Origin of the sequence: Corallococcus macrosporus (assembly GCF_017302985.1) — a bacterium.
Lineage (GTDB): Bacteria > Myxococcota > Myxococcia > Myxococcales > Myxococcaceae > Corallococcus > Corallococcus macrosporus_A.
Window position 1 is genome coordinate 62,303 of record NZ_JAFIMU010000012.1, and the last position, 22,060, is coordinate 84,362.

The following is a 22,060-nucleotide window of genomic DNA, read 5'->3' on the forward strand; positions in this document are numbered from 1 at the left end:
TCACGCCGGGCGGACCTCCACGCTCCCGCCCGGCTCCACCTGGATGTGCACCGGCAGGAAGCGCCGCAGCACCTCCGCCTGGACCGTCAGCTCCCCGGTGATGCGAGCGGCGGTGAAGCGCGTGGTCCCCGGCGTCACCGCCCCCAACCGTCCTGACGCCAGGAGCGCCGCCGGCAGCAGCAGCTGCTCCGCCAGGTGCTCGTCGAGCGCGCCGCCCGTCTGCATGAAGCGCGTCAGGGCCTCCGCCGCCTCGCGCCCCACCCCTTCGGCGTCCAGGCCCCGCTCGCCCAGCGACGTGAAGGCCGCCACGGTGTGCTCGAACTGCGCCAGCACGAACGTCGCGGACCCCTGCGAGCGCGTCACCGCGAGCGGCCGGTTGTCGGCCTCCGCCAGGATGCCCCGCTCGCGCAGCGCGGCCACCGCGGCGCGGGACTGACGCTCCGCCACCGCGAAGGGCAGCCCGCCCACGAAGGACATCACCCGCACCTCGCGCAGCACGCCCCGCGCGGGCAGGTCCACGCGCACGGGCGGTTCGACAGGCGCGCCCACCTCCGCGGTGAACTCACCCGCGCCCTCCGGATGGAAGCCCGCGTGGGTGAGCGACAACTGCACGGGCAGCCCGTACGCGCGCGCCACCGGCAGCCACGCCCCGACGAGCGCGTGGAAGCTGGGCCCACCGCGCAGGTGCGTGGCCCCGCGCAGCGTGAGCCGTCCGCCGCCCGCGAGCGCCAGCGGATACACCAGGCACTGGAAGAGCCGGGGCGTGCTGCCGGACGCGCCGGCCTCCAGCAGGTAGTCCCCCGCGCGCACGGGCCCGGGGGTGAAGCCCAGGCCGGTGGCGCCCACGACGGCGCCCTCGCTGGTGCCGCCGCACAGCGCCTCCGCGCCGCGCACGTAGGCCAGGTGCTGGGGACGCAGGCCCGCCGGCTCGCGGTGCTCGCGCAGCCCGGTGAGCTGGAAGGGACGGCCGGTGATGAGCGACAGGGACAGCGCCGAGCGGAGGACGTGGCCGCCCCCCTCCCCCAGGCTTCCGTCGAGCAGCACCCGCCCGGCGTCGGGCCGGTCGTGACCGGTCATGTCCCTCCCGTCATGGCGTGGCGTGGCGCGCGGCCTGGCAGGGGCCGCGCGCCGTGGTGGCGGGCGCGCAGCCTAGCAGACCGCGCGCGGGGGGACCGGGGAACTACTCGTCCAGCGCGGGCAGGACGTTCACCTTCAACGCGCTGGGCTGGGCCGCCGTGTGGTGCAGCCGGTGCATCGCGCGCACGAAGTCCGTGGGCTTCGCCTCGTAGATGCTGGGCACGAAGGTCTGCGGATTGCGGTCGATGAAGGGGAACCAGCTGGACTGCACCTGCACCATCAGCCGGTGGCCGCGCTGGAAGGTGTGGAACACGTCGTTGATGACGAACTTCACCTTCGTCACCTCGTTGGGCGTGAAGGGCTTGGGCTGGGAGTAGCTGTCGCGGAAGCGGCCGCGGAACGGCTCCCCGCGCACCAGCGTCTGCTGCGAGCCCCGGTTGCGCTCGCCGGACTGCTCCTGCTCCTTCGTCCAGCCGGGCATCTTCCCGGGGTTCACGTCCACCAGCTTCACCACCCAGTCCGCGTCGCTGCCGGTGGTGGACACCCACAGCTCCGCCTCCAGCGGGCCCGCGAGCGTGAGGTCCTGGGTCAGCGGCGCCGTCTGGTACGTGAGCACGTCCGGCCGGCGCGAGGCGAAGCGCTGATCCTCCGTCATGTACGTCTTGGACCAGCCGGGGCTCAGGTCCGTCGTGTACGGCACGGGCTTCGCCGGGTCGCTCACGTACTCGTCGAACGAGGCCTGCGCCGCCTTGGGCGCCTGGAACGTCAGCGCGCCCTGGGGCTGGAAGTACAGGCGCGTCTCCTTCGTGCCCTTGGGCGGCCACGCGTCCAACTGGCGCCAGCGGTTGGCGCCGCCCTCGAAGACGAGCGCCTCCGGCACGGCCGCGTCCGGGCCGCCCTTCAGGTGCTGCTTGAAGAAGGCCAGCGCCAGGTCCTGGTACGTGGTGCTGGTGGGGAAGCCGAACTCCGCGTCCCCCAGCGACGTGCCCTCGCCGCGCATCCAGCCGCCGTGCGGCCAGGGGCCCATCACCAGCGTGTTGGAGATGCCGGGGTTCTGCTTCTCGATGGCGGCGTACGTGCGCAGCGGCCCGTAGAGGTCCTCCGTGTCGTACCAGCCGCCCACCACCATCACCGCCGCCTTGATGTTCTTCAGGTGCGGCAGCAGGTTCCGCGCCTGCCAGAAGGCGTCGTAGTTGGGGTGCGCGACGATGTCCTTCCAGAAGGCCACGTCGCCCTTGAAGTGCTGGGGCTCCACGTTGGCCACCGGGCCCAGGTCCAGGAAGAACTGGTAGGCGTCCGGGGTGCCGAAGTCATAGGGCTTCCACTCCACCTCGTCGGTGAGCGTGGGACGCGGCCTGCCGAAGGCGGCGAAGAAGTTGAAGGCCAGCTGCAGGTTGAGGGCGCCATGCCGGTGCATGTCGTCCCAGAACCAGTCCGCGATGGGGGCCTGCGGCGACACCGCCTTGAGCGCGGGGTGCGAATCGATGGCGCCCGCGGACGAGTAGAAGCCCGGATAGGAGATGCCCCAGAGCCCCACCTTGCCGTTGTTGTTCGGCACGCGCTTCACCAGCCACTCGATGGTGTCGTACGTGTCGCTGCTCTCGTCCACGTCCTTGCCGCGCTTGCTGTCGCGGTGGGGGCGCACGTTGACGAACTCGCCTTCGGACAGGTAGCGGCCGCGCACGTCCTGGAAGGCGAAGATGAAGCCGTCCTTCTCGAAGGCCTGCGTGGCCATGCCCTTGGGGTAGCGGCCTGCGCCGTACGGGCCCACCGAGTACGGCGTGCGCGTGAGCAGCACGGGGTAGCGCTTCTGGGGGCTCGCGTCGTTGGGGACGTAGAAGGCCGTGAAGAGCTTCACGCCGTCGCGCATGGGGATGCGCACCTCGTACTTCGTGTAGTGCGACCGGAGGTACGCGGCGCGCTCCGCCTCCGGATCCGCGGGGGGCTTGGGCGGTGTGGCCTGGCCCTGCGCGAAGGCGGGACCGGCCAGGGAGAACAGCGCGAGCGCGGCCACGAGGCCACGGCGGTGGAAGGTCATGCTCCCCTCCTCTTTCGTGAAAGAAATGCGGGGGAAAATGCGGAGGAAATGCATCTTGGGGGAAGCCGCCGGGGCAAGGAAGCTGGAACGCCCGCCGCATCGCGCCGCGCGCGGAGCGTGCAAGGTTTGCACAGCCTCCTCGCGTGCATGGGCATGCAGCGATTGCATCCACGGCAAGGTTTGCACACTCGGGACAAATCAGACACGCGTTGTCAATAACAGCCGCGTCCTTCGTTCCTTTGGCAACGGGGACGCGGTGGTGTGCCCCACGAACTTCGAAGGCCTGCGGGAGACGGACACATGAAGGCGAGCTTCACGACGTTGCGGCGGTGGTGTCTGGCGGTGGGGATGGTGACGGCCCTGGGCGCGGAGGCGGATCCGCCGCCGGTGAACAGCGCGCAGGGCACGCAGCTGCACGGCTCGGAGCGCTTCGAGACCGTGAACATCCCGCTGGACTCCTTCGAGACCGCCACTTCGCCCGCGGGGTTCACGTGCACGAAGTCCGCGCTGATGTTCGGCGGGCGGCTGGTGGGCATGCAGTCCTGCCCGGGCGCCAACCCACCGCTGTGGTTCCTGGAGGGGCCCGGCCTCGTGGGCGCGACCTTCCGCGCTCCCTTCGAGGGGCGCTCCGTGAAGCTCACCGTCGAGGAGGCCCGCTGTCACGAGAGCATCACGGGGCCCGCCGTCGCGTGCACGACGCAGAACCTGGCGGACGGCAAGGCGTTCTGGGAGTACCGCGTGACGGCGGCCACGGAGGACACCCTGTCCCAGCCGCTGTGCCCCACGGGCAGCGGCTTCGCGCTGACGGCGCCCCACGCCTGGTCCACGGGCGGCGAGCTGCTTCCCAACTCCGAGTACTTCACCTTCGCCTGCGCGGCGAAGAACGAGGGCACCGCGAGCCAGCCGTTCTTCGTGGGCGGCGGCGTCATCGCCAAGTGTATCGACTGGGGCTATGCGCCCTGGGCCTCCGGGTCGTTCACGCAGGCCGTCGCGCAGGAGTACCACCAGCTGTGCACGCGCATGGCCGCGGCGGACTACTGCGGCGAGGGCCGCAGCAACACGCTGGATGGGACGCCGCTGAAGTTCATGGGGCCGCAGGACGCCATCCTGCTGAACGCGGGGAACCTGCCGGCCACGCTGGAGGGCTACTCGCTGGAGGCCGTGTGGAAGGTGGATGACTGCGGCGACGTGCGGCCGCTGTGCCTGGGCAAGAAGCGCTGGGACACGCTTCCCCTGGAGGCCACGTGCGTGAACCGCAAGCTCCTCCTGGCCCCGCGTGCGACGCGGCCGTGCGAGTCGATCAACCTGTCTTCGTACGCCAACGCGACACTGCTCGTGTCCTATTCGCTCTTCATCGACCGGTCGCTGGTGACGTTCAAGGACGCGAACAACACCTACGTGACGACCACCGCGGTGACGGTGGATCAGGTGACCCTCGAAGGCGGCAAGAACGTGACGGGCATCTCCCTGGACATGGACGCGAACGGGGTGGCGGACGCGACGCCGTACACCGCGCTGCGCAAGGAGGGGCCCATCCTCTCCCCGAAGCTGCCCGCCAACATCCGCGCGCGCATGAGCAACTTCATCAAGCCGCTGTACCGGTGCGCGGACGGCACCGGGCGCTACCTGCTCACGGACAAGTCGACGTGTGACGGCGTCCCCGGGTACTTCCTCAAGGTGCTCAACGGGGACCAGGGCATCGAGGGCTTCGTGTACAGCTCCGTGGACGTCACCAGCACGGGCCAGCGCCGGCCGCTGAAGCTGTGGCGGTCCCTAACGGTTCCGGGCGCTTTCGCCACGTCGACGCAGCCTCCGGCCGGGTTCGTCTTCGTCCGGGAGCTGGGCTACCTGCCGGCGGTGGGACAGCTGCCGGGACGGGACCTCTGATCAAGGTACGGACGCGCACACGCGCATCCCGATGAAGGGGAAGCGTGTGCGCGGCTCGCCGTCGCCGTGGTTGTAGGCACGGGCGGTGAGCGCGTCCTGGTAGAACGACCCGCCGCCGTACGCGGGCGTGCCTTGCGTGTCCGTCACCAGCCACTCCCACACGTTGCCGGACAGGTCCGCTACGCCGAAGGGGCTGTCGGACGCGGGATGCGAGCCCACCGCGTCCGGACCGAAGGCGCGCGGCTTGCGGCCGTAGGTGGCGTCGAAGTTGGCGTCATCCGGCGCGAGCACCGGGCCGTGCGGATAGTCGCGCCCATCCGCGCCCCGGGCCGCGCGTTCCCATTCGCGCTCGGTGCACAGGCGCGCATGCGGCAGGCGGCCGGTGGCATCCAGCCAGGCGGTGTACGCGCGAGCGTCCTCCCAGGAGATGCCGGACACGGGGAAGCGGCGCCAGTCCTGTTCGGCGCGCAGGGCGCGGTCCTGGTAGCGCAGCGGCTCCCCTTCCCTCGCCCGGTACGTGACGCCTTCGTGCTCCAGGTGGAAGGTCCAGGTGCCGTCCGTGGCCGGGCGCAGCTCGATGGTGCCGAAGTAGTTGGTGCCTCGGGGCCTGCGTGCGGCGCGCTCGGAGGGGGGCAGCTCGCGGAGCCAGGCGAGCCAGTCCGCGTAGGTGACTTCGTGGCGCGCGATGAGGAAGGCGCCGGTGGTGAGCGGGTGCATCGGGCGCGTGCGGATGACGGTGCGGCGGATGGTCTCCGCGTCGCTGCTGCCGTAGAGGAAGCGGCCGGCGGGCACGTGGACGTAGCCGTCCGGGACGTGCTCGGGGATGGGGACCTTGGCCCGGAAGGTCTCTCCGCGCGTGAGCATCACGGGGTGGTGGACGGGCGGACGGCCCGGGAGCGTGAACGTCAGCCGGTGCGAGCCGGGCTCCAGCGTGAGGCCGGAGGTCATGGGCGTCTTGTCGAAGACCCTGGGTTCGGACCAGCGCGGCGGGCCGCCAGGGATGGGCTTGAAGGTCTCGACGTGGATGACGGCGCCGGGCGGGTCGCTGTCCAGCTCCATCCGGACGGGCGCGGTCAGCTTCCGGCTCGTCTCGGCGCCGGTGTCCAGCGCATCGAGGTGCTCGGTCAGCGCGGTCTGCGTGCTGGGGTCGCGGTCCCGCTCCGCGACGAGGATGCGCTGGAGCAGGAGTTCGTTGACGCGTTGATCCAGCGTGCGGTTCGAGCCCCGGCCCACGCGCGTTTGCGCGGCTTCGAGGATGGCGCTGGCGTCCTCGTAGCGGCGGGCCTGCTTCGCGCCCAGGTCCAGGGCCTGGGCCCAGGCGGTCTCCGCTTCGGCGGAGCGGTCGGTGTCGAACGCGGTGAAGGCCTCCATGCGAAGGGCTTCGATGCGGTCGTTCAGGGCGCGGCCTTCATCGACGAGGGATGCGGCGGAGGTCATCGCCTGCTCCGCGTCGAGCCGCCGGGAGCGCTCGCCCCACCAGTTGCCGCCGAGGAGGACGGCCACCGCGAGCCCCGGGAGCGCGAGCACTCGGGTGACGCGGAGCCAGCGTGGACGCGGTGGCGGAAGCGCCGGAGCCGCGTTGCGCGAAGCGATGGACTCCAGGGCTTCGCGCAAGGCGTCCGCGGACTCGAAGCGCGCGAATGGATCATGCGCGAGGCAGCGCGTGAGCACCGCCGCGAAGGACGCATCGACGCCGGGCACGGCGGCGTCCAACGGTTCGAAGACCCGGGGACGCAGCGGGGCCTCCGCGAGCGGTCCGGGCGTGGGACCGCCGCACAGCTCGTAGAGGAGCACGCCCAGCGAGAACAGATCGCTGCGGACCGTGGCGGGCTCCCCGCGCCAGACCTCGGGCGCCATGTAGAGCGGCGTCCCGATGCGGCCCGTGGACATCAGGTCCGCGGGACCGAGGAGGCGCTCGGGTGGAAGCGGTGTGGACGTCGCGGTCCGTTGCGCTGCGTCCGCGTTCGCCAGGTCCATGGCGCGCGGTGAGGCACCGCTGTCGGAGCGGCCTGTGCTCGCGGGATCCCTCGGCACGTCGATGGTCGCGGTGCGCCGGGGATCCGCGGTGCCCGGGACATCCACTGTCGCATCCCCTTGCACGGGTGCGGCTCGGGCCACCTCCGGCAAGTGCACGGGCGCCATCGCCACGTCGAGCAGCTTCGCCACTCCGAAGTCGAGCAGCTTCACCTGCCCGTCCTCGGTCAGCAGCGCGTTCGCGGGCTTGAGGTCGCGGTGCAGCACGCCCTGCCGGTGCGCCGCCGCGAGCCCCCTTGCCAGTCCTATCCCAATCTCCAGCACGCGCGTCCACGGCACCGGCCGGGCCAGCCGGTCCAGGCTGTCCCCTCTCAAGAACTCGGAGACGAGGTACGGCCGGTCCTTCACCTCACCGACGCGGTGGATGCCCACCACGTTCGGGTGCTGCACCCTCGCGATCGCTCGCGCCTCCGTGCGGAAGCGCTCGCGCTGCACCTCATCCGGTGCGACGCCCGCGATGAACTTCACCGCCACCAGCCGGTCCAGCACCGTGTCGTGCGCGAGGTACACCTCCCCCATCGCGCCGCGTCCCAGCGGCTGCACCAGTCGGTACTCCCCGAACGTCGCGGGGGGCTGCCACGCTGGAAGCGGCTCGCTCCTCATTCACCCGCCGGGCCCCGGCCTCGCGAGGGCGTGATGCGGTGCTGCTTCAGCTTGAACGCGAACGTGCGCAGCGGCATCCCGATGAGCTGCGCCGCCCGCGTCTGCACCCCACCCGTCGCCTCCAGCGCTTCCTGCATCCGCTGCCGCTCCAGCGTCCGCAGCTCCTCCGCCAGGTTCTGGAACACCTTCGGCGCCTCCGCGGCCCCTTCCGTCCGCACCGCCTCGGGCTCCTGCTGCGCGTCCGTCCCCGACCGCAGCGACTCCGGCAGGTGCGACGGCTCCACCACCGGCCCCGGCGACGTGGCCACCGCGTACTCCACCGTGTTCTTCAGCTCGCGCACGTTGCCCGGCCACGCGTGCGCGCCCAGCACCTCCATGGTCGCGGCGGACAGGTGCAGCGGCGGACGCCCTGCCCTCGCGCATGCGTCCTCCATGAACGCCCGAGCCAGCAGCGGCAGCTCCCGGGGCCTGTCCCGCAGCGGCGGCAACACCACCACCGCCGCGGACAGGCGGAAGAACAGGTCCTGCCGGAACCGCCCCGCCTTCACCTCGTCCGCCAGCACCCGGTGCGTGGCCGCCACCACGCGCAGGTCCACCGGCCGCTCACGCGAATCCCCCAGCCGGGTAATCACCTGCTGATCCAACGCGCGCAGCAGCTTGGCCTGGATGGGCAGCGACAGCTCCGCGACCTCGTCCAGGAACAGCGTCCCGCCGCTCGCCCGCTCCAGCAGGCCCGCGCGCGCCCGGTCCGCGCCGGAGAACGCGCCCCGCTCGTGGCCGAACAACTCCCCTTCCACCAGGCTCTCCGGCAGCGCCGCGCAGTTGAGCGGCACGAACGGCTGCGCCGAGCGCGGCGACCAGTGATGCACCGCCCACGCCGCGTTCTCCTTCCCCGCCCCCGTCTCGCCGTGGATGAGCACCGGCAGCGGGCTCGCCGCCAGCCGTCGGAGCAGTTCGAACAGGCGCATCAGCGCCGCGTCCGCCACCACCACCGACCGCTCGCCCAGCGCCAGCCGGTACATGGACGGTCCGCTGACCCGCACCTCCCCCGGGGCCGCCGCCAGCGCCGCCGCCTTCGCCGCGCCCAGCAGCGCGTCCCCCTGCATCCCGTCCCCCGGCGCCGACGCCAGCCCCGCCCGCACGCGCCCGGCCATCGGCGTGAGCACCGACACCAGGTGCGCCGCCGCCGCTTCCGCCTCCTCGCCGGACAGGTCCGGCAGGAGCACCATCAGCGTGCCGCCCACCTGCCCCACGCCGTCCATCAACCGCAGCGCGCCGTGCAGCGCCCGCACCAGCTCCACCTGCGGCACCCGCGCGGACTCCACCTCCAGCGCGAGCACGCTCACCGCCAGCCCCGAGCTGCGCACCCGGTCCAGCTCCTCGGAGAGCCGCGCCCGCAGCCCTTCCGCCTCCAGCGCCCGCCGCTCCGGCAGGGGCCGCTCGCCCCGGTGGAACACCAGCGTCACGTTGCCCAGCGTCACCACGTCGCCGCCGTCCAGCGGCCGGGTGCCCTGCACGCGCTCGCCGTTGACCCGCACGCCGTTGTGGCTGCCCAGGTCCGCGATGAACGCCTCGCCCTCCGCCACGCCCACCTTCGCGTGCTGGCGGCTCACCGACGCGTCCTCCACCAGGATGTCCGCCCCCGCCGCGCGGCCAATCACCACCGCCCCCTCCCGGGGCAGCGGCACCAGCGTGGAGGTGTTCCCCTGCAACAGCAGCAGGTACAGCCGGTCCGCCGGGGCGGCGCGGGAGGCCCCCCTGCGGGAGTCCTCGGTGTCCATCAGGTCGCGTGACGGCATTCCCTGAAAGAATGCCCAGGCCCATGAATTCCGGGCAACCTGGATGCCCGATTGATTTGCGGGTCAGGCCATGCGCGGTCCATGCTCCCCCGGGAGGAGAGGGACGCTCATGGCCAAGATGCTGAAAGAAGGGGATTCGGTTCCGGACGTCACACTGCGGGGCCCGGGCGACGTGCCGGTGCGCCTGCGCGACCTGCTGGGTGACAAGGCGATGGTCATCTACTTCTACCCTCGGGACGACTCCCCGGGCTGTACCGTCCAGGCCTGCACCCTGCGGGACCAGTACCAGGACTTCACCGACGCGGGCGCGGACGTGGTGGGCATCAGCAGCGACTCCGCGGAGTCCCACGAGAAGTTCATCGCGAAGCACCGGCTCCCCTTCCGCCTCCTCAGCGACCCGGATGGCGCGGCGCGCAAGGCCTTTGGCGTGGGCACCAACTTCCTGGGGCTTTTGCCCGGGCGGGTGACGTTCGTCGCCGACAAGGGCGGCACCATCCGCTACGCGTTCGACTCGCAGGTGCAGGTGAAGAAGCACGCGGAAGTGGCGCTGGATGTCGTCCGGTCGCTCACGGGCCAGGGAGCCGCTCCCACCCGTCCTGCCTGACACACGCGTTTGCCCCGCGTTTCCCGGTAGACTGATTCACGACGTCCCGGCGGTGGGAGCCCGGACGTCGCACCCCCGTCACGAGCAACAATGGGACGCCTCGGGTGGGCCGGAGGTCATGTCATGCGGTTTCACTGGTTGCTGGGACTGTCGCTGTGCGTCGGCGGCTGCGCGAGCCTGACGAAGGACCTCCATGACGAGGGCCTGGCGGACGAAGAGGTGCCCACGGAGGAGACGGTGTACCTCGTGCCGCTGGACGAGGCCCTCTTCACCATGCGGCGCGTCTTCGAGGAGCAGCGCTACGACGTCTTCGAGCGCGACGGCCACCACGAGCTCTACACGTCCGCGCACGAGCCCGGCATGAACCTCCCGGGCAACCGCACCTTCGAGCGCTACTTCGTGAAGGGCGCGGCGGTGGGCCCGCGCCAGTCCGTCGTCCGCGTCTTCCGCCTGCGCTACCGCGAGCAGGACACCAACATCGAGGTGAAGCCCAAGTGGCTCAACGAGCGCATCCAGGACGAGGAGAAGTACCTCGCCCGGAAGACGTTCGAGCGCTTCACGTTCGAGGGTGTGCCGGACATGGAGGGCTTCAAGATGGTGCGCGGCACGCGCGACCTGCCGCTGGAGCGCCAGTTGCTGGCGAAGCTGGAGATGGTGCCGTCGCTGGAGCTGGTGGGCGGCAGGACCACGGCGCCCGTGCGCTCCGTGCAGGTGGAGGGCTGGGGGGAGGACGGGGCCCAGCCGGTGAAGTGCGGCGAGCCGCTGCAGGGCGTGGAGCCGCTGCTCACGGCCGGGCACACGGTGCTGGTGGGCGATCCGCTGGGCACGCGCGAGCTGCCGGAGGTGGCCACGCGGATGCTCTGCGACGCGGCGGAGAAGAAGCTGCCGGTGGCGCTGGCGCTGTCCATGCCGTCGGAGGACCAGGGCGCGCTGGATGACTACCTGGCCAGCGAGGGCCGCGGTCCGGACCTGGAGCGGCTGCTGGTGGTCAGCTCCTTCTGGCGCCGGGTGTACCAGGACGGCCGCAGCAGCGGCGCGCTCCTGCACCTCATCGAGCAGGCCCGCCGGCTGCGCGCGCAGGGCAACAGCGTCACGGTGCTGGCCTTCGACTCCAACAACGCGTCCGGCAACGCGCGCGAGGAGGAGATGGCGAAGAACCTCATCGCGTACCGCCAGGCGAACCCGGACACGTGGCTGCTGGCGCTCGCGGGTGACGTGCACGTGCGCACGAAGCCGGTGAGCTGGAACAAGGACTTCGAGCCGCTGGGTGCACGGCTGACGAAGGCCCTGCCCTCCTCGCCGGTGAAGGCGCTGGAGGTGGGCTTCACGCGAGGCTCGCAGTTCTCCTGCCGCTTCAACGTCTGGGAGCAGGTGGACTGCAACGTCTTCGCGCTGAGCCCGACGCCGGAGCTGCGCCAGGAGCCGGGCACGCCGCGCAAGGTGGCCCTCTTCGACGCGCCCAGCGACAAGGGCTTCCACGGCCGGCTCTGGGTGGGAACGCTCAACGCCTCCCCGCCCGTCATCCAGCGCGCCGTCCCGCCCGTGGCCCAGCAGCAGCAGGGCGCCGCGAAGCCCGCGGCCCCCGCGCCCTGATCAGCTACCGCTGACAGGCATTCCCTCGAAGGCCTCCCATCCGCCGGGAGGCACCGGGACTCCCATCGCGTCCAGACACTCGCGGGCCTGGGCGTTCCATCCAGGATTCATGAGGTGACCGGGAGGCGCGGCTGACAATGACTCAGAAAGCGCTTTCATCTTGGGAGCCGCCGCCCGGAAGCGCTCCGCATCGGGGCTCCCCCACGCCTTCGCACAGAAGACCGAGAGCGCCTCCATTCGAGCCTGGAGCACTGTTCGCAGTTCCTCCGCCGGAGCCTGGGTGCACCACCGTTCGTAGAGACGAGGCGCCGCCAGGACGGTCAGGAGGTTGAGCGCCTCTGCCACCAGCGCTGCGTCCTGCGCCCACGAATCCTCAGCCACAGAAGGGCCCCAGGCGAGCGTTGAAGGGCGCTGTGTTGAACAGCAGCGCCCTCCCCGTCACGGTGTCACCGCTCGTGCATGTGTAGACCGCCCATCCTGTGAAGACGAGGTTCTCCGTGCCCTTGATGAAGCAGTAGGGGCACTTGCCTTCACCACAGCTTGAGACGAAGCACGGCGTGTTTCCGCAGGTGACGGTCGCGGGCCAGCCGCGCCTGGCGCATCCCGGAGCCTTCGTCAGGGGTGGCTCCGCATGGGCTGTCGATAGCTGCAAGACGCCAAGCATTCCGAGCCCCAGCAGCAGAGGTCCATGTCGCGGCACGCGGTCCCCTTCACCCAGCAAACATCCGGAACATAGAGTGTTCCGTTCACGACCCGGGGGCGCAATCCCTTCACCCGGAGTGTTAGACTCGGACGTCCGGGGATGGCGCCTGCCTTGGGCTGTCTCCGTCCACGAACGGGGGCAGGACCATGCGGTGGCACTGGACGCTGGGACTTCTTTGCATGACGGGGTGCGCGAGCCTCTCGCGCGGACTGGACGGGGATCCGCTGGACACGGAGCCCATCCCCACCGTGGAGCGCGTGTACCTGGTGCCGCTGGACGAGGCGATGTTCGTCGCCCGCCGCCTGCTCGAAGAACAGCGCCTGGACGTCTTCGAGAACAACACCACGCATGAGCTGTACTCCCAGTCCTGGGAGATTGGCGTGAACGTGCGCGGCAACCGCACCTTCGAACGCTACCTGGTGCGCCCCGAAGCCGTGGGCCCGCGCCAGTCCATCGTGCGCATCTTCCGGCTCCAGTACCGCGAGGCGGATGACGCCGTCGAGGAGCAGGTGCCCGAGCCGGGCAGCCAGCGGGCGAACGACCACTACTACAACCACTTCCGCGAGGTGTTCGCCCACGAGAAGTTCGAGGGCATCCCGCAGATGGAGGGCTTCAAGCTGCGCCGCGGCTTCCGCGACCTGCCCCAGGAGCGCAAGCTGCTCATGCGCCTGGAGATGGTGCCCTCGCTGGAGCTGGTGGGCGGCAAGGCGTCCATTCCCGTGCGCGACGTGAAGGTCGCGGGCTGGACCCCTGAAGCGTCCGACGCGGCGCCCCGCTGCGGCGACCCCGTGCAGGGCGTGGACGCGCTGCTCACCCCGGGCGGCACGGTGCTGGTGGCGGACCCCATGGGCACGCGCGAGCTGCCGGACGCCGCCGCGCGGATGCTCTGCGACGCCACGGCGAAGAAGCTGCCGGTGGCGCTGGCCCTGTCCGTTCCGTCCGTGGATCAGTCGGCGCTGGACGAGTACGTGACGAGCGCCGGCACGGACGCGGACCTGGAGCGGCTGCTGGTGCTGAGCGACTTCTTCCGCCGCGTGGATCAGGACGGCCGCAGCAGCGCGGGCGTCATCCACCTGCTGGAGGCCGCGCGGCGCCTGCGGGCCCAGGGCCATGCCGTGTCCGTGGTGGCGTTCGACTCGAAGGGGGCGGCGGGCAACGCGCGCGAGGCGGAGATGGCGGCGAACCTGCTGGCCTTCCGGCAGGAGCACCCGGACGCGTGGATGCTGGTGCTCGCGGGCGACGTGCACGTGCGCACCGGTGGCGTGGGCTGGGATTCGAAGTTCGAACCCATGGGCCACCGGCTGGCGGCCGCCCTGCCCTCTTCATCCGTGCGAGCGCTGGACGTGGGCTTCGCGCGAGGCGCCCACTTCGCCTGCCGCTTCAACGTCTGGCAGCAGGTGGACTGCGACGTGCACGGCATCAACCCCTCGGCGGAAGCGCGCCAGGAGCCGGACTCACCGCGCAAGGTGGCCCTCTTCGACGCGCCAGGGGACACCGGCTTCCACGGCCGGCTCTACCTGGGCACGCTGAGCCCGTCCCTGCCCGTCCTCCAGCGCACCTCGAAGCCCGTGGCCCAGCAGCAGGCCCCCGCGAAGCCCGCGGCCCCCGCGCCCTGAGGCACCGACAGCGCGGGCCCCGGAGGAAACCGGAGCCCGCGCACGTCGGATGCGCCTACGGCACCTTCGTGTTGAGCGACACGCCGCTCACGACCAGGGCGTAGTCCGCGTCCACCGCCGTCGTCTCCGTGCGCGCGTCCTGGACCAGCTCCTCGGCCAGGACCTCCACCTTCCACGTGCCCGTGGCCGGGTTCGCGATGAAGACGTTCTCCACGGTGTCGACCTTGTTGGACACGCCTCCGGACGTGGACACGTTGCCCGCCGTCAGGCCGTTGTTGCCCCAGTACACGGTGCCGTTGGGCGCCGTCACTCGCAGGGACAGGTCGTTGATGCGCGCCCGGGCCGCGCCCACCGTGCCCATGGGGTCCGTGTAGACCATCGTGACGTTGAGCTCCGTCTCACCGCTGGCCACGGCGAAGGTGTACGTCTTGGTGGCCAGCGGCGTGAGGACGTCCGTCTCGTCGACGACGAACGTCTTCGCCGCGCGGTCGTACAGGCGCTTCAGGTCGGACGTGCCCCAGCCCTGCTTGTTGCGGTCGATGTCCGCGTTGGCGCCGCCCGCGAGCCAGTTGTACTTCGCCGCGCCGTTGATCATCAGCGCCTTCGCCGTGGCCATCTGCGGGCGGCTGGTGAAGACGTCCGCCTTGCCGCCGTGGCCGGCCCACACGCCCTGGTGCCACATCTGGTGCAGGAGGCCGAAGTGGCCGGACGTCTGCGGCGTCGCGGAGCTGGTGCCGCTGAACTCCGTGTAGCTGCTGTCGGAGGAGCCGGACGCGCCCCGGATGCTGTCGTAGTAGAAGGCCAGGTCCGGCTTGATGCGGCCGTCCGCCGCCGGGCCGATGCTCGCGCCCGAGGACCAGCGGTCATCCGTGCGGGTCTGCGTGTTGTAGTGCCGGATGCCGCCCACGGAGACGATGTTCTTCGCCCACGCCTGCGGCCGCGAGTTGCGCGTGCCGCTGTTGCTCTGCGACTGCGTGCTCAACAGCGGCGCCTTGAAGAGGTAGTCGTCCACCTCCGCGGAGATGGTCGTGTACGACGTCGTCAGCGTGCTGCCCACGCTGGAGGTCTGGAACACCGCGCGGTACGGGCCGCTCGGGTTGATCAGCTCCTGGTTCGCCGTGTAGCGGGACTTGGTGCCGCCGAACTGCGTGGACTCGCTGTAGAGGAAGAAGATGCCCTGCCCGGCCGGCAGCAGGCCCTTGGCCAGCGGATCCACGCCCTGGGCGAAGTTGTGGCTGTAGCAGCTGGTGCCGTGCAGCGAGCCGGAGGACGTGCCCACGCTGTGGATGATGGGCGCGGTGGGCCACTCGCGGTGGGTGGTGCGCAGCTCGGTGTCGAAGATCTCCCCGCGCACGCCCTGCCCCGTCCAGCCCTTGAGCCCCTGGATGTAGTTGGCGCCGCCCGTCTCACGCACGATGTCCATGTCCACCTCGCCGGGGCCACCCCAGCGGTCGATGAACTGCACCTCGTTGGCGCGCACGAGCGAGGCCAGTTGCTCCTGGCTGAGCGTGGCCTCCACGCGCAGGCCGCCCGGCTCCACCAGGTCCACCTTGCCGCCCAGCCGCTCCACCAGCGCCGTCACGCGGGCCTGCCGCGCGGCGCCGCGCTCGCCCAGCATGATGGAGTAGCGCTGGGGCGCCAGCGCCGCCGCGCGTCCGAGCAGCGCGTCCCGCAGCACCGGCTCCAGGCGCCATTCCGGGTGGTAGTCCCCCACCCAGCGCACGGCGGGCAGTTGGGCCACGCGCGCGCGGACCTCCGAGGGCATCTCCACCAGGTACGTGTGGTCCGACAGGAAGCGCAGCACCTTGCCGCCCGCGCTCTCGAGGGTCTCGCGGTACTCCGGCAGCGGCGTGGCGTGGAACTGCACCAGCGACAGCGCGTTGTCCCGGTCCGCCACCAGCGTGTTGCCCAGGAGCGGCGCGGTGCGCGCCAGCGGGTCGAAGGACGCCTCCGCCAGCCGGATGAGGTACTCCTCCTGCTGCACGCGCCCCAGCAGCTCCGTGCCGCCGCGCGTGTACGCGGAGAAGGCGCGCTCCGTGCCGTCCGTCTGACGCTCACGCCAGACGTGCAGCTGGACGCCGGTGGCCTGCACCACGTCCAGGGTGCGCAGGGCGCTGACCGGCCGAGCCGTCTGGTGGAACACCAGCCCCGCCGGCGTCGCCAGCGTGGTGCCCCCCGCCTGGAGCGCCTTCGCCACCGCCGCGCCCGGGGCCGCCGGAGCCCGCGTCGCCGCTGAAGGGGTGCGCTCCACCGCGAGCGCGCCGGCAGGAACCGCGAGGGTGCAGCCCAGCACCAGCGCCGTCACCGGCCGCCAGCCACCACGAGACGTCGAGAACTGCTTCCGCATGTTCTGCATTTCGGGCACTCCCTTCAAAGTGAGAAAAACCTGTAATACGCATTACGGCAGTATTTCAAGTCCTTGCCACTCAGTTGCAACAGGGCGTGCTTTTTGCGGCGTGGGTGTCCCTTCCAGGTGGGCGCGGGTGGTTCTGGAGGGGTCGCGGCGCTCAGGTTTCAGCATGACTTCCATCCCCGTGGTCCCGCCGTCCCGCACGGGGTATGGGGACCTCCCATCGATGAGGTCCCCTCCCCGCCCCGTCGGCCCGCATGCATGACCTGAACGCGCTGGTCGGCACGCACGACCTGCTCTTCCTCACGCTGGACACGCTCCGTTACGACGTGGCCCGTGAGGCGCTGGAAGCAGGCCGCACCCCCACCCTGGCCGCGCTGCTGCCCGGCGGCCGGTGGGAGGAGCGCCACAGCCCGGCGAGCTTCACCTACGCCGCGCACCAGGCCTTCTTCGCGGGCTTCCTCCCCACCCCCGTCACCCCGGGGCGCCACCCGCGCCCCTTCGCCCTGCGCTTCGAGGGCAGCGAGACGACGGGCCCCGGCACCTGCGTGCTGGACGCGCCGGACCTCGTCACGGGCCTGGCCGGGCGCGGCTATCACACGGTGTGTATTGGCGGGACGGGCTTCTTCAACCAGAAGAACCCCCTGGGCCGCGTGCTCCCGGGCCTCTTCTCCGAGGCGCACTGGGACCCCTCGCTGGGCGTCACCGATCCCCAATCCACGGAAAATCAGGCATCACTCGCGGTGAAAATCCTGGGCGCCCTGCCCCGGGAGCAGCGGGTGTTCCTGTTCATCAACGTCTCCGCGCTGCACCAGCCCAACCGGCACTACGTGCCCGGGGCGACGGAGGACTCGAAGGCGACGCAGGCGGCGGCGCTGGCGTACGTGGACGGCCAGCTCGGGCGACTGTTCCAGGCGCTGCGCCGGCGGGGCCCCTCCTTCTGCATCGTGTGCTCGGACCACGGGACGGCGTACGGCGAGGATGGCTACTCGGGCCACCGGCTGGGGCACCCGGTGGTGTGGACGGTGCCCTATGGCGAGTTCGTGCTGACGGTAGACTCCGCGCCATGACGCGCCTGGAGTCGATGCTCGAAGGGACGCCATACGTGGCGTACCTCTACGGCTACCCGCACAAGACGGCCTACCGGCCGCTGACGCCCGCGCTGCCGCTGGAGGACGTCTGGGCGAAGGAGCGGCGGGACGCGCTGTTCCTCTACCTGCACGTGCCCTTCTGCGAGATGCGCTGCGGGTTCTGCAACCTCTTCACCGCCGCGGGCCCGAAGGAGGACGTCGTCGCCGCGTGGCTCGGCGCGCTGAAGCGGGAGGCCCGCCGGGTGAAGGACGCGCTGGGGCCGGCCACGTTCGCGCGCGCGGCCATCGGCGGTGGCACCCCCACCCTGCTGGACGTCGCGGGGCTGGAGACGGTGTTCGATCTGACGGCGGAGCTGGGCGTCGACCCGCGCGACGTGCCCATGTCCGTGGAGGTGTCGCCGGAGACGGTGGACGCGGACAAGGTCGCGCTCTTGAAGGCCCGGGGCGTGGACCGGGTGAGCATGGGCGTGCAGAGCTTCCTGGAGGCGGAGGTCGCCGCGGTGAAGCGGCCGCAGAAGACGGCCCAGGTGGAGGCCACGCTGGACCTCTTGCGCAGCGCGGGCTTCCCCACGCTCAACCTGGACCTCATCTACGGCATCGAGGGTCAGACGGTGGAGACGTTCCAGCACTCGCTGGCGGCGGCGCTGAAGTACGCGCCGGAGGAGCTGTACCTCTACCCGCTCTACGTGCGGCCCCTCACCTTCCTCGGCAAGAAGTCGCGCGCGTGGGACGACCTGCGGCTGTCGCTCTACCGGGCCGGCCGGGACTTCCTCCTGTCACGCGGCTACACGCAGGTGTCCATGCGGATGTTCCGCGCGGCGCACGCACCAGCGGCTCGCGGCGTGGTGTACCGCTGCCAGGAGGACGGCATGGTGGGCCTGGGCGTGGGGGCGCGCTCCTACGCGGGCGCGGTGCACTACTCGTCGGAGTACGCCGTGGCCTCGCGCGAGGTGCGCGGCATCATCCAGGCGTACGTCGAACGGGACGCGGCGTCGTTCGGCGAGGTGCGCTACGGCTTCGTGCTGGACGCGGCCGAGCAGCGCCACCGGCACCTGGTGCTGTCGCTGCTCGCGGAGGGCGTGGACCCGGGCGTGTACCGCCAGCGCTTCGGCACGGAGGCGAAGGCGGACTTCCCGATGCTCGCGGAGCTGGAGGCGCACGGGCTGGCTCGCGACGTGGACGGCGTGTTCCAGCTCACGCCCGCGGGCGTGGAGCGCTCGGACCTGATTGGCCCGTGGCTGGACTCCGAGGCGGTGCGCGCGCGCATGGCGGAGTACGCCTGGCGATGAAGCTCACCGTGCTCTACCGGGGCCCGCTGTCCGGCTGCAACTACGGCTGCGAGTACTGCCCCTTCGGCAAGTGGAAGCAGAGCGAGGAGGAGCTCACGAAGGACCGCGCGGACCTGGAGCGGTTCCTCCAGTGGGTGGAGTCGCGCACGCAGGACACCGTGTCCGTCTTCTTCACGCCGTGGGGCGAGGCGCTCATCTGGCCCTGGTACCAGCAGGCCCTGGCGCGGCTGACGCACCTGCCGCACGTGGAGCGCGCGGCGGTGCAGACGAACCTCTCCTGTCGGCTGGACTGGCTCGGCGACTGCCGCACGGAGAAGCTGGGCATCTGGGCCACGTACCATCCGGAGTGGATGAAGCGCTCGCGCTTCCTGGCCCAGTGCGAGCAGTTGTCGGAGCACGGCGTGCGGCACAGCGCGGGCATGGTGGGCTTCCGGCGCTTCGCGGACGAGGCGGAGGCCCTGCGCCGCGAGCTGCCCGAGGACACGTACCTGTGGATCAACGCCGTGAAGGACGGCCTGGACGCGTACACGCCCGAGGACGTGGAGCGCTTCACGCGCATCGACCCGCTGTTCCCGGTGAACAACACCCGCCACCCCAGCCGGGGCCGCGCCTGCCGTGGCGGCGAGTCCGTGCTGTCCGTGGACGGTGACGGCACCGCGTACCGGTGCCACTTCATCAAGGAGCCGCTGGGCAACCTCTACGCGCCGGACTTCGACGCGGCGCTGAAGCCGCGCCCGTGCTCGAAGGACACGTGCGGGTGTCACATCGGCTACGTGCACCTGGAGTACCTGGAGCTGGACCGCGTGTTCGGCTCGGGGCTCCTGGAGCGCGTGCCCGCGACGCGGCTGTGGACGGGCGGCGCTCAGCGCAGCGCTTCGCGTATCTCCCAGTCGTAGACGGACAGCCCGTCGCGCGTGAGGCCGGGGAGCAGGTCCCCGAAGGCGTTCGCCTCCAGCACGCGGTGGCCGTGGAAGAAGTCCTCGAACATCAGGTCGATGCCCACGTGGAGGCAGTCGTGCGCGCGGGCCACGGCGCGGCAGCTCTCCATTGCGGCCTCCCGCTCGCGGGGCGGCACGGCGGCGTGGAACGCGTCCAGGTCTCCCCGGTAGCCGCCCAGGTGCAGGTTGGTGATGGGCAGGCGGCTCTGGCGCACGACGGTGAAGGCGGGCTCGCCGCGCACGGTGAGGACGCGGCAGTCGAACACGTCCCCGCCCAGCCGCGCCTTGGGCCGCGCCTCCTCCACCTGCGAGCCCTCGCGCAGGAGGAAGGCCAGCACCGCGTCCACCTCCCGCGCGTCCGTCACGCGGCGCACCTTGAGGGAGTTGAACCAGCCGGTGGCGCCCCGGTGCAGGCTGGTGAGCAGCGAGCCTCCGGCGCCCTCCGCCCTGCCCGGCCGGTACATCGCGAGGCATGACGCCGAGGAGCCGCAGGACAGCTTCACGAACGCCTCGCGGAAGTCCGCCGCGCGCAGGGCCTGCCGCAGGGCTTCCGGCGTGGCCCCCGGAGGCAGGTCCAGGAACGGCGGCACGGGGATGCCCAGGCCCGCGTACCGGCGCGAGGTGATCCGCTTGTCGAACAGGTCCGCGATGGCGCCCGGCGAGGACAGCACGCGCCAGCGGGGACGCAGGGCGAACCGGGCGGACAGGTCCTCCAGCACGCGCAGGAAGCCCAGGTGGTGCTGCCGCGGACACAGCACGCGGCCGTGTTCATCCGGCAGCGCGGCCAGCGCTTCCGGCGTCACGGTGTCGCAGCCGGTGCCGAGCGCATCGGTGTAACCGCGCTGGAGGAAGGCCCGCTCCACGGCCGCGTCCTCGCCCGCCGCGTCGATGCGGACGATGCGCTCCGTGTCGGGCAGCTCCAGGAGGACGTCGGGGGCGCGGGCCACCGTCTCCCATGCCACCACGTGCGCGGGGGGAAGCCCGGCGCGGCCCAGGGCCTCCTGGAAGAGCGTGACGCGCCGGTTCCCGGGGTTGCCGATGATCAGGAACGGCGGCGCGGCGGACGGCATGGGGACGGGCTACTCGCCCACGGCGGCGTAGCGCGACTCCTCGTCGTAGGGCGTGCGCTGGTTGCCGCTCGCCACGGCCTGGGCGACCTTCGCCACGGCCTTCTGCCCCTCCTTCGTGAGGAAGTTCTGGGTGACGTCCAGGGACTTGAGGTGCCCGAAGGCCTTGGCGTTCTCCGCCAGCGTCCGAGCGCCCTCGTCGGACATCGTGCCCATGGACAGGTCCAGCTCCTGGAGCTGCGCCAGGATCTTCGACTTCGGCAGCGCCGCGCACAGGTCGTCGGTGAACTCCGCGTTGCGCAGGCCCAGCTTGCGCAGGGCCGGCACGCCCTCCGCGTCGAGCAGGGGCTTCAAGTCCTTCACGCCGCCGCCCGCGCCGTAGTTCTCCTGGCCGAACCAGATCTCCAGTGACTCCAGCTTGGGCCACTTCGCCTTCACGATGTCCTTCACCGCGCCCAGGTGCAGGCCGCCCGTCTCCACCGTGAAGGAGCGCAGCTCCGGCAGGTCGATCTTCCCGAAGTCCACCTCGCCGCCACGCACGCGCAGCTCCTGGAGCTGGGGGTAGACCTTGTAGAGCGGCTTGAGGTCGCCCACCTGCGTCCAGGAGATCTCCGTCTCGTCGGGGAACTCGAAGTCGCCGATGAACAGCGAGCGCAGCGGCGGCGCGGGCTTCGCCTTCGCGAGCACCTCCAGCGTGTCGTCGTATTCGTTCTCGCCGTCGAAGCTGGCCATGCCGATCGTCAGCCGGCTCAGGAAGCGCGCGGAGGGATGGGCCAGCAGCTCGCCCAGCAGCTCCGGGATGTCCGCCACCGAGTCGTAGTCCACCTGACCCACACGCGCTTCGCGGATGAAGCCCAGGTGCCACTCGAGCTTGAGCGACTCGTCGGAGACGGCCTCCGCCAGCGACTCGCCCAGCAGCTCGTCGGCGTGCTCCTCGATGAACTTCTCCGCCTTCTTGCGCGCGGCCGTGGCCGTGGCCGCGGGGGCGTCCAGCGCGGAGTGCTGGATCCGGATGAGCTCGGCGCGCGGATCGCCCTCGCCCTCGAGCCATGCGGCGTACGCGAGGTAGCCCTTCACGTCGTCGGGCTTCGCGAGGATGGCGGCCTCCAGGTCCGGGTTGACGGCGGACTCGGCGGTGGCCTCTTCCCCGTCGCCGTCCGACCCTTCGGCGAGCGTGTAGCCCTTGCGCTCCTTCTCGTGGATCTGCGCCTCGTAGGCCTTCTTCGCCTCGGCCTTTGAGTCGAACTCCTCGACCTTCTCCTGGCCGTCGGAGCCGATGCGGCCCCAGCGCTTGGTCAGCGTGGTGCCCTCCAGGGTGATCTCCCAGAACTTGCTGGAGCTGCCTTCGGTGAACTCGTAACGGGGCATGCA

The 22,060-nt window shown here is 71.3% G+C and carries 14 protein-coding genes; 7 read left to right on the forward strand and 7 right to left on the reverse strand.

Features of this window, described 5'->3' with window-relative positions; genetic code table 11:
* Positions 1–1,077, reverse strand: coding sequence for an RNA 3'-terminal phosphate cyclase (locus tag JYK02_RS33305; RefSeq protein ID WP_207056946.1), 1,077 nt, complete (start codon positions 1,075–1,077; stop codon positions 1–3).
* A gap of 103 nt (positions 1,078–1,180) precedes the next feature.
* Positions 1,181–3,115, reverse strand: a complete 1,935-nt coding sequence (locus JYK02_RS33310) for a CocE/NonD family hydrolase (protein WP_207056947.1) — start codon at positions 3,113–3,115, stop codon at positions 1,181–1,183.
* A 300-nt stretch (positions 3,116–3,415) separates the two neighbouring features.
* Between JYK02_RS33310 and JYK02_RS33315 the strand changes: the two genes are divergently transcribed.
* The gene (locus JYK02_RS33315; RefSeq protein WP_207056948.1) at positions 3,416–5,002 is read left to right on the forward strand and encodes an ADYC domain-containing protein; all 1,587 of its coding nucleotides are present in this window, start codon (positions 3,416–3,418) and stop codon (positions 5,000–5,002) included.
* Here the strand turns inward: JYK02_RS33315 and JYK02_RS33320 are convergent, their stop codons facing one another.
* Positions 5,003–7,579: a bifunctional serine/threonine-protein kinase/formylglycine-generating enzyme family protein gene (locus JYK02_RS33320; RefSeq protein ID WP_347402641.1), complete on the reverse strand. Its 2,577-nt coding sequence runs from the start codon at positions 7,577–7,579 to the stop codon at positions 5,003–5,005.
* A 56-nt stretch (positions 7,580–7,635) separates the two neighbouring features.
* A complete protein-coding gene (locus tag JYK02_RS40610) occupies positions 7,636–9,438 on the reverse strand; it encodes a sigma 54-interacting transcriptional regulator (protein WP_277991479.1) in 1,803 nt (600 codons plus the stop codon).
* A 109-nt stretch (positions 9,439–9,547) separates the two neighbouring features.
* Between JYK02_RS40610 and JYK02_RS33330 the strand changes: the two genes are divergently transcribed.
* The 3 genes from JYK02_RS33330 (at position 9,548) to JYK02_RS33340 (ending at position 13,954) form a co-directional block, all read left to right on the forward strand.
* Positions 9,548–10,042, forward strand: coding sequence for a peroxiredoxin (locus JYK02_RS33330; protein WP_207056950.1), 495 nt, complete (start codon positions 9,548–9,550; stop codon positions 10,040–10,042).
* A gap of 123 nt (positions 10,043–10,165) precedes the next feature.
* Positions 10,166–11,635, forward strand: coding sequence for a hypothetical protein (locus tag JYK02_RS33335; protein WP_207056951.1), 1,470 nt, complete (start codon positions 10,166–10,168; stop codon positions 11,633–11,635).
* An 882-nt stretch (positions 11,636–12,517) separates the two neighbouring features.
* Positions 12,518–13,954, forward strand: a complete 1,437-nt coding sequence (locus JYK02_RS33340; RefSeq protein WP_242589499.1) for a hypothetical protein — start codon at positions 12,518–12,520, stop codon at positions 13,952–13,954.
* A gap of 55 nt (positions 13,955–14,009) precedes the next feature.
* On the opposite strand, the gene JYK02_RS33345 is transcribed toward JYK02_RS33340, so the two are convergent.
* Positions 14,010–16,310 carry a S8 family serine peptidase gene (locus tag JYK02_RS33345; protein ID WP_207056953.1) on the reverse strand — a complete coding sequence of 767 codons (2,301 nt, stop codon included), beginning with the start codon at positions 16,308–16,310 and terminating at the stop codon, positions 14,010–14,012.
* A gap of 251 nt (positions 16,311–16,561) precedes the next feature.
* On the opposite strand from JYK02_RS33345, the gene JYK02_RS33350 reads away from it, so the two are divergent.
* Genes JYK02_RS33350 through JYK02_RS33360 form a run of 3 tightly spaced genes read left to right on the forward strand, consistent with a single transcriptional unit; the run spans position 16,562 to position 19,580 of the window.
* Entirely contained in the window at positions 16,562–17,374 is an 813-nt protein-coding gene (locus tag JYK02_RS33350; protein ID WP_207056954.1) for an STM4013/SEN3800 family hydrolase, read from the forward strand.
* The gene (locus tag JYK02_RS33355; RefSeq protein ID WP_207056955.1) at positions 17,371–18,684 is read left to right on the forward strand and encodes an STM4012 family radical SAM protein; all 1,314 of its coding nucleotides are present in this window, start codon (positions 17,371–17,373) and stop codon (positions 18,682–18,684) included. The genes JYK02_RS33350 and JYK02_RS33355 overlap by 4 nt, the downstream gene beginning before the upstream one ends.
* Entirely contained in the window at positions 18,681–19,580 is a 900-nt protein-coding gene (locus tag JYK02_RS33360) for an STM4011 family radical SAM protein (protein WP_207056956.1), read from the forward strand. The genes JYK02_RS33355 and JYK02_RS33360 overlap by 4 nt, the downstream gene beginning before the upstream one ends.
* Here the strand turns inward: JYK02_RS33360 and JYK02_RS33365 are convergent.
* Entirely contained in the window at positions 19,547–20,692 is a 1,146-nt protein-coding gene (locus JYK02_RS33365; RefSeq protein WP_207056957.1) for an STM4014 family protein, read from the reverse strand. The genes JYK02_RS33360 and JYK02_RS33365 overlap by 34 nt on opposite strands.
* 9 nt (positions 20,693–20,701) lie before the next feature.
* Positions 20,702–22,057, reverse strand: a complete 1,356-nt coding sequence (locus JYK02_RS33370; protein WP_207056958.1) for a WGR domain-containing protein — start codon at positions 22,055–22,057, stop codon at positions 20,702–20,704.
* Positions 22,058–22,060 lie beyond the last annotated feature (3 nt).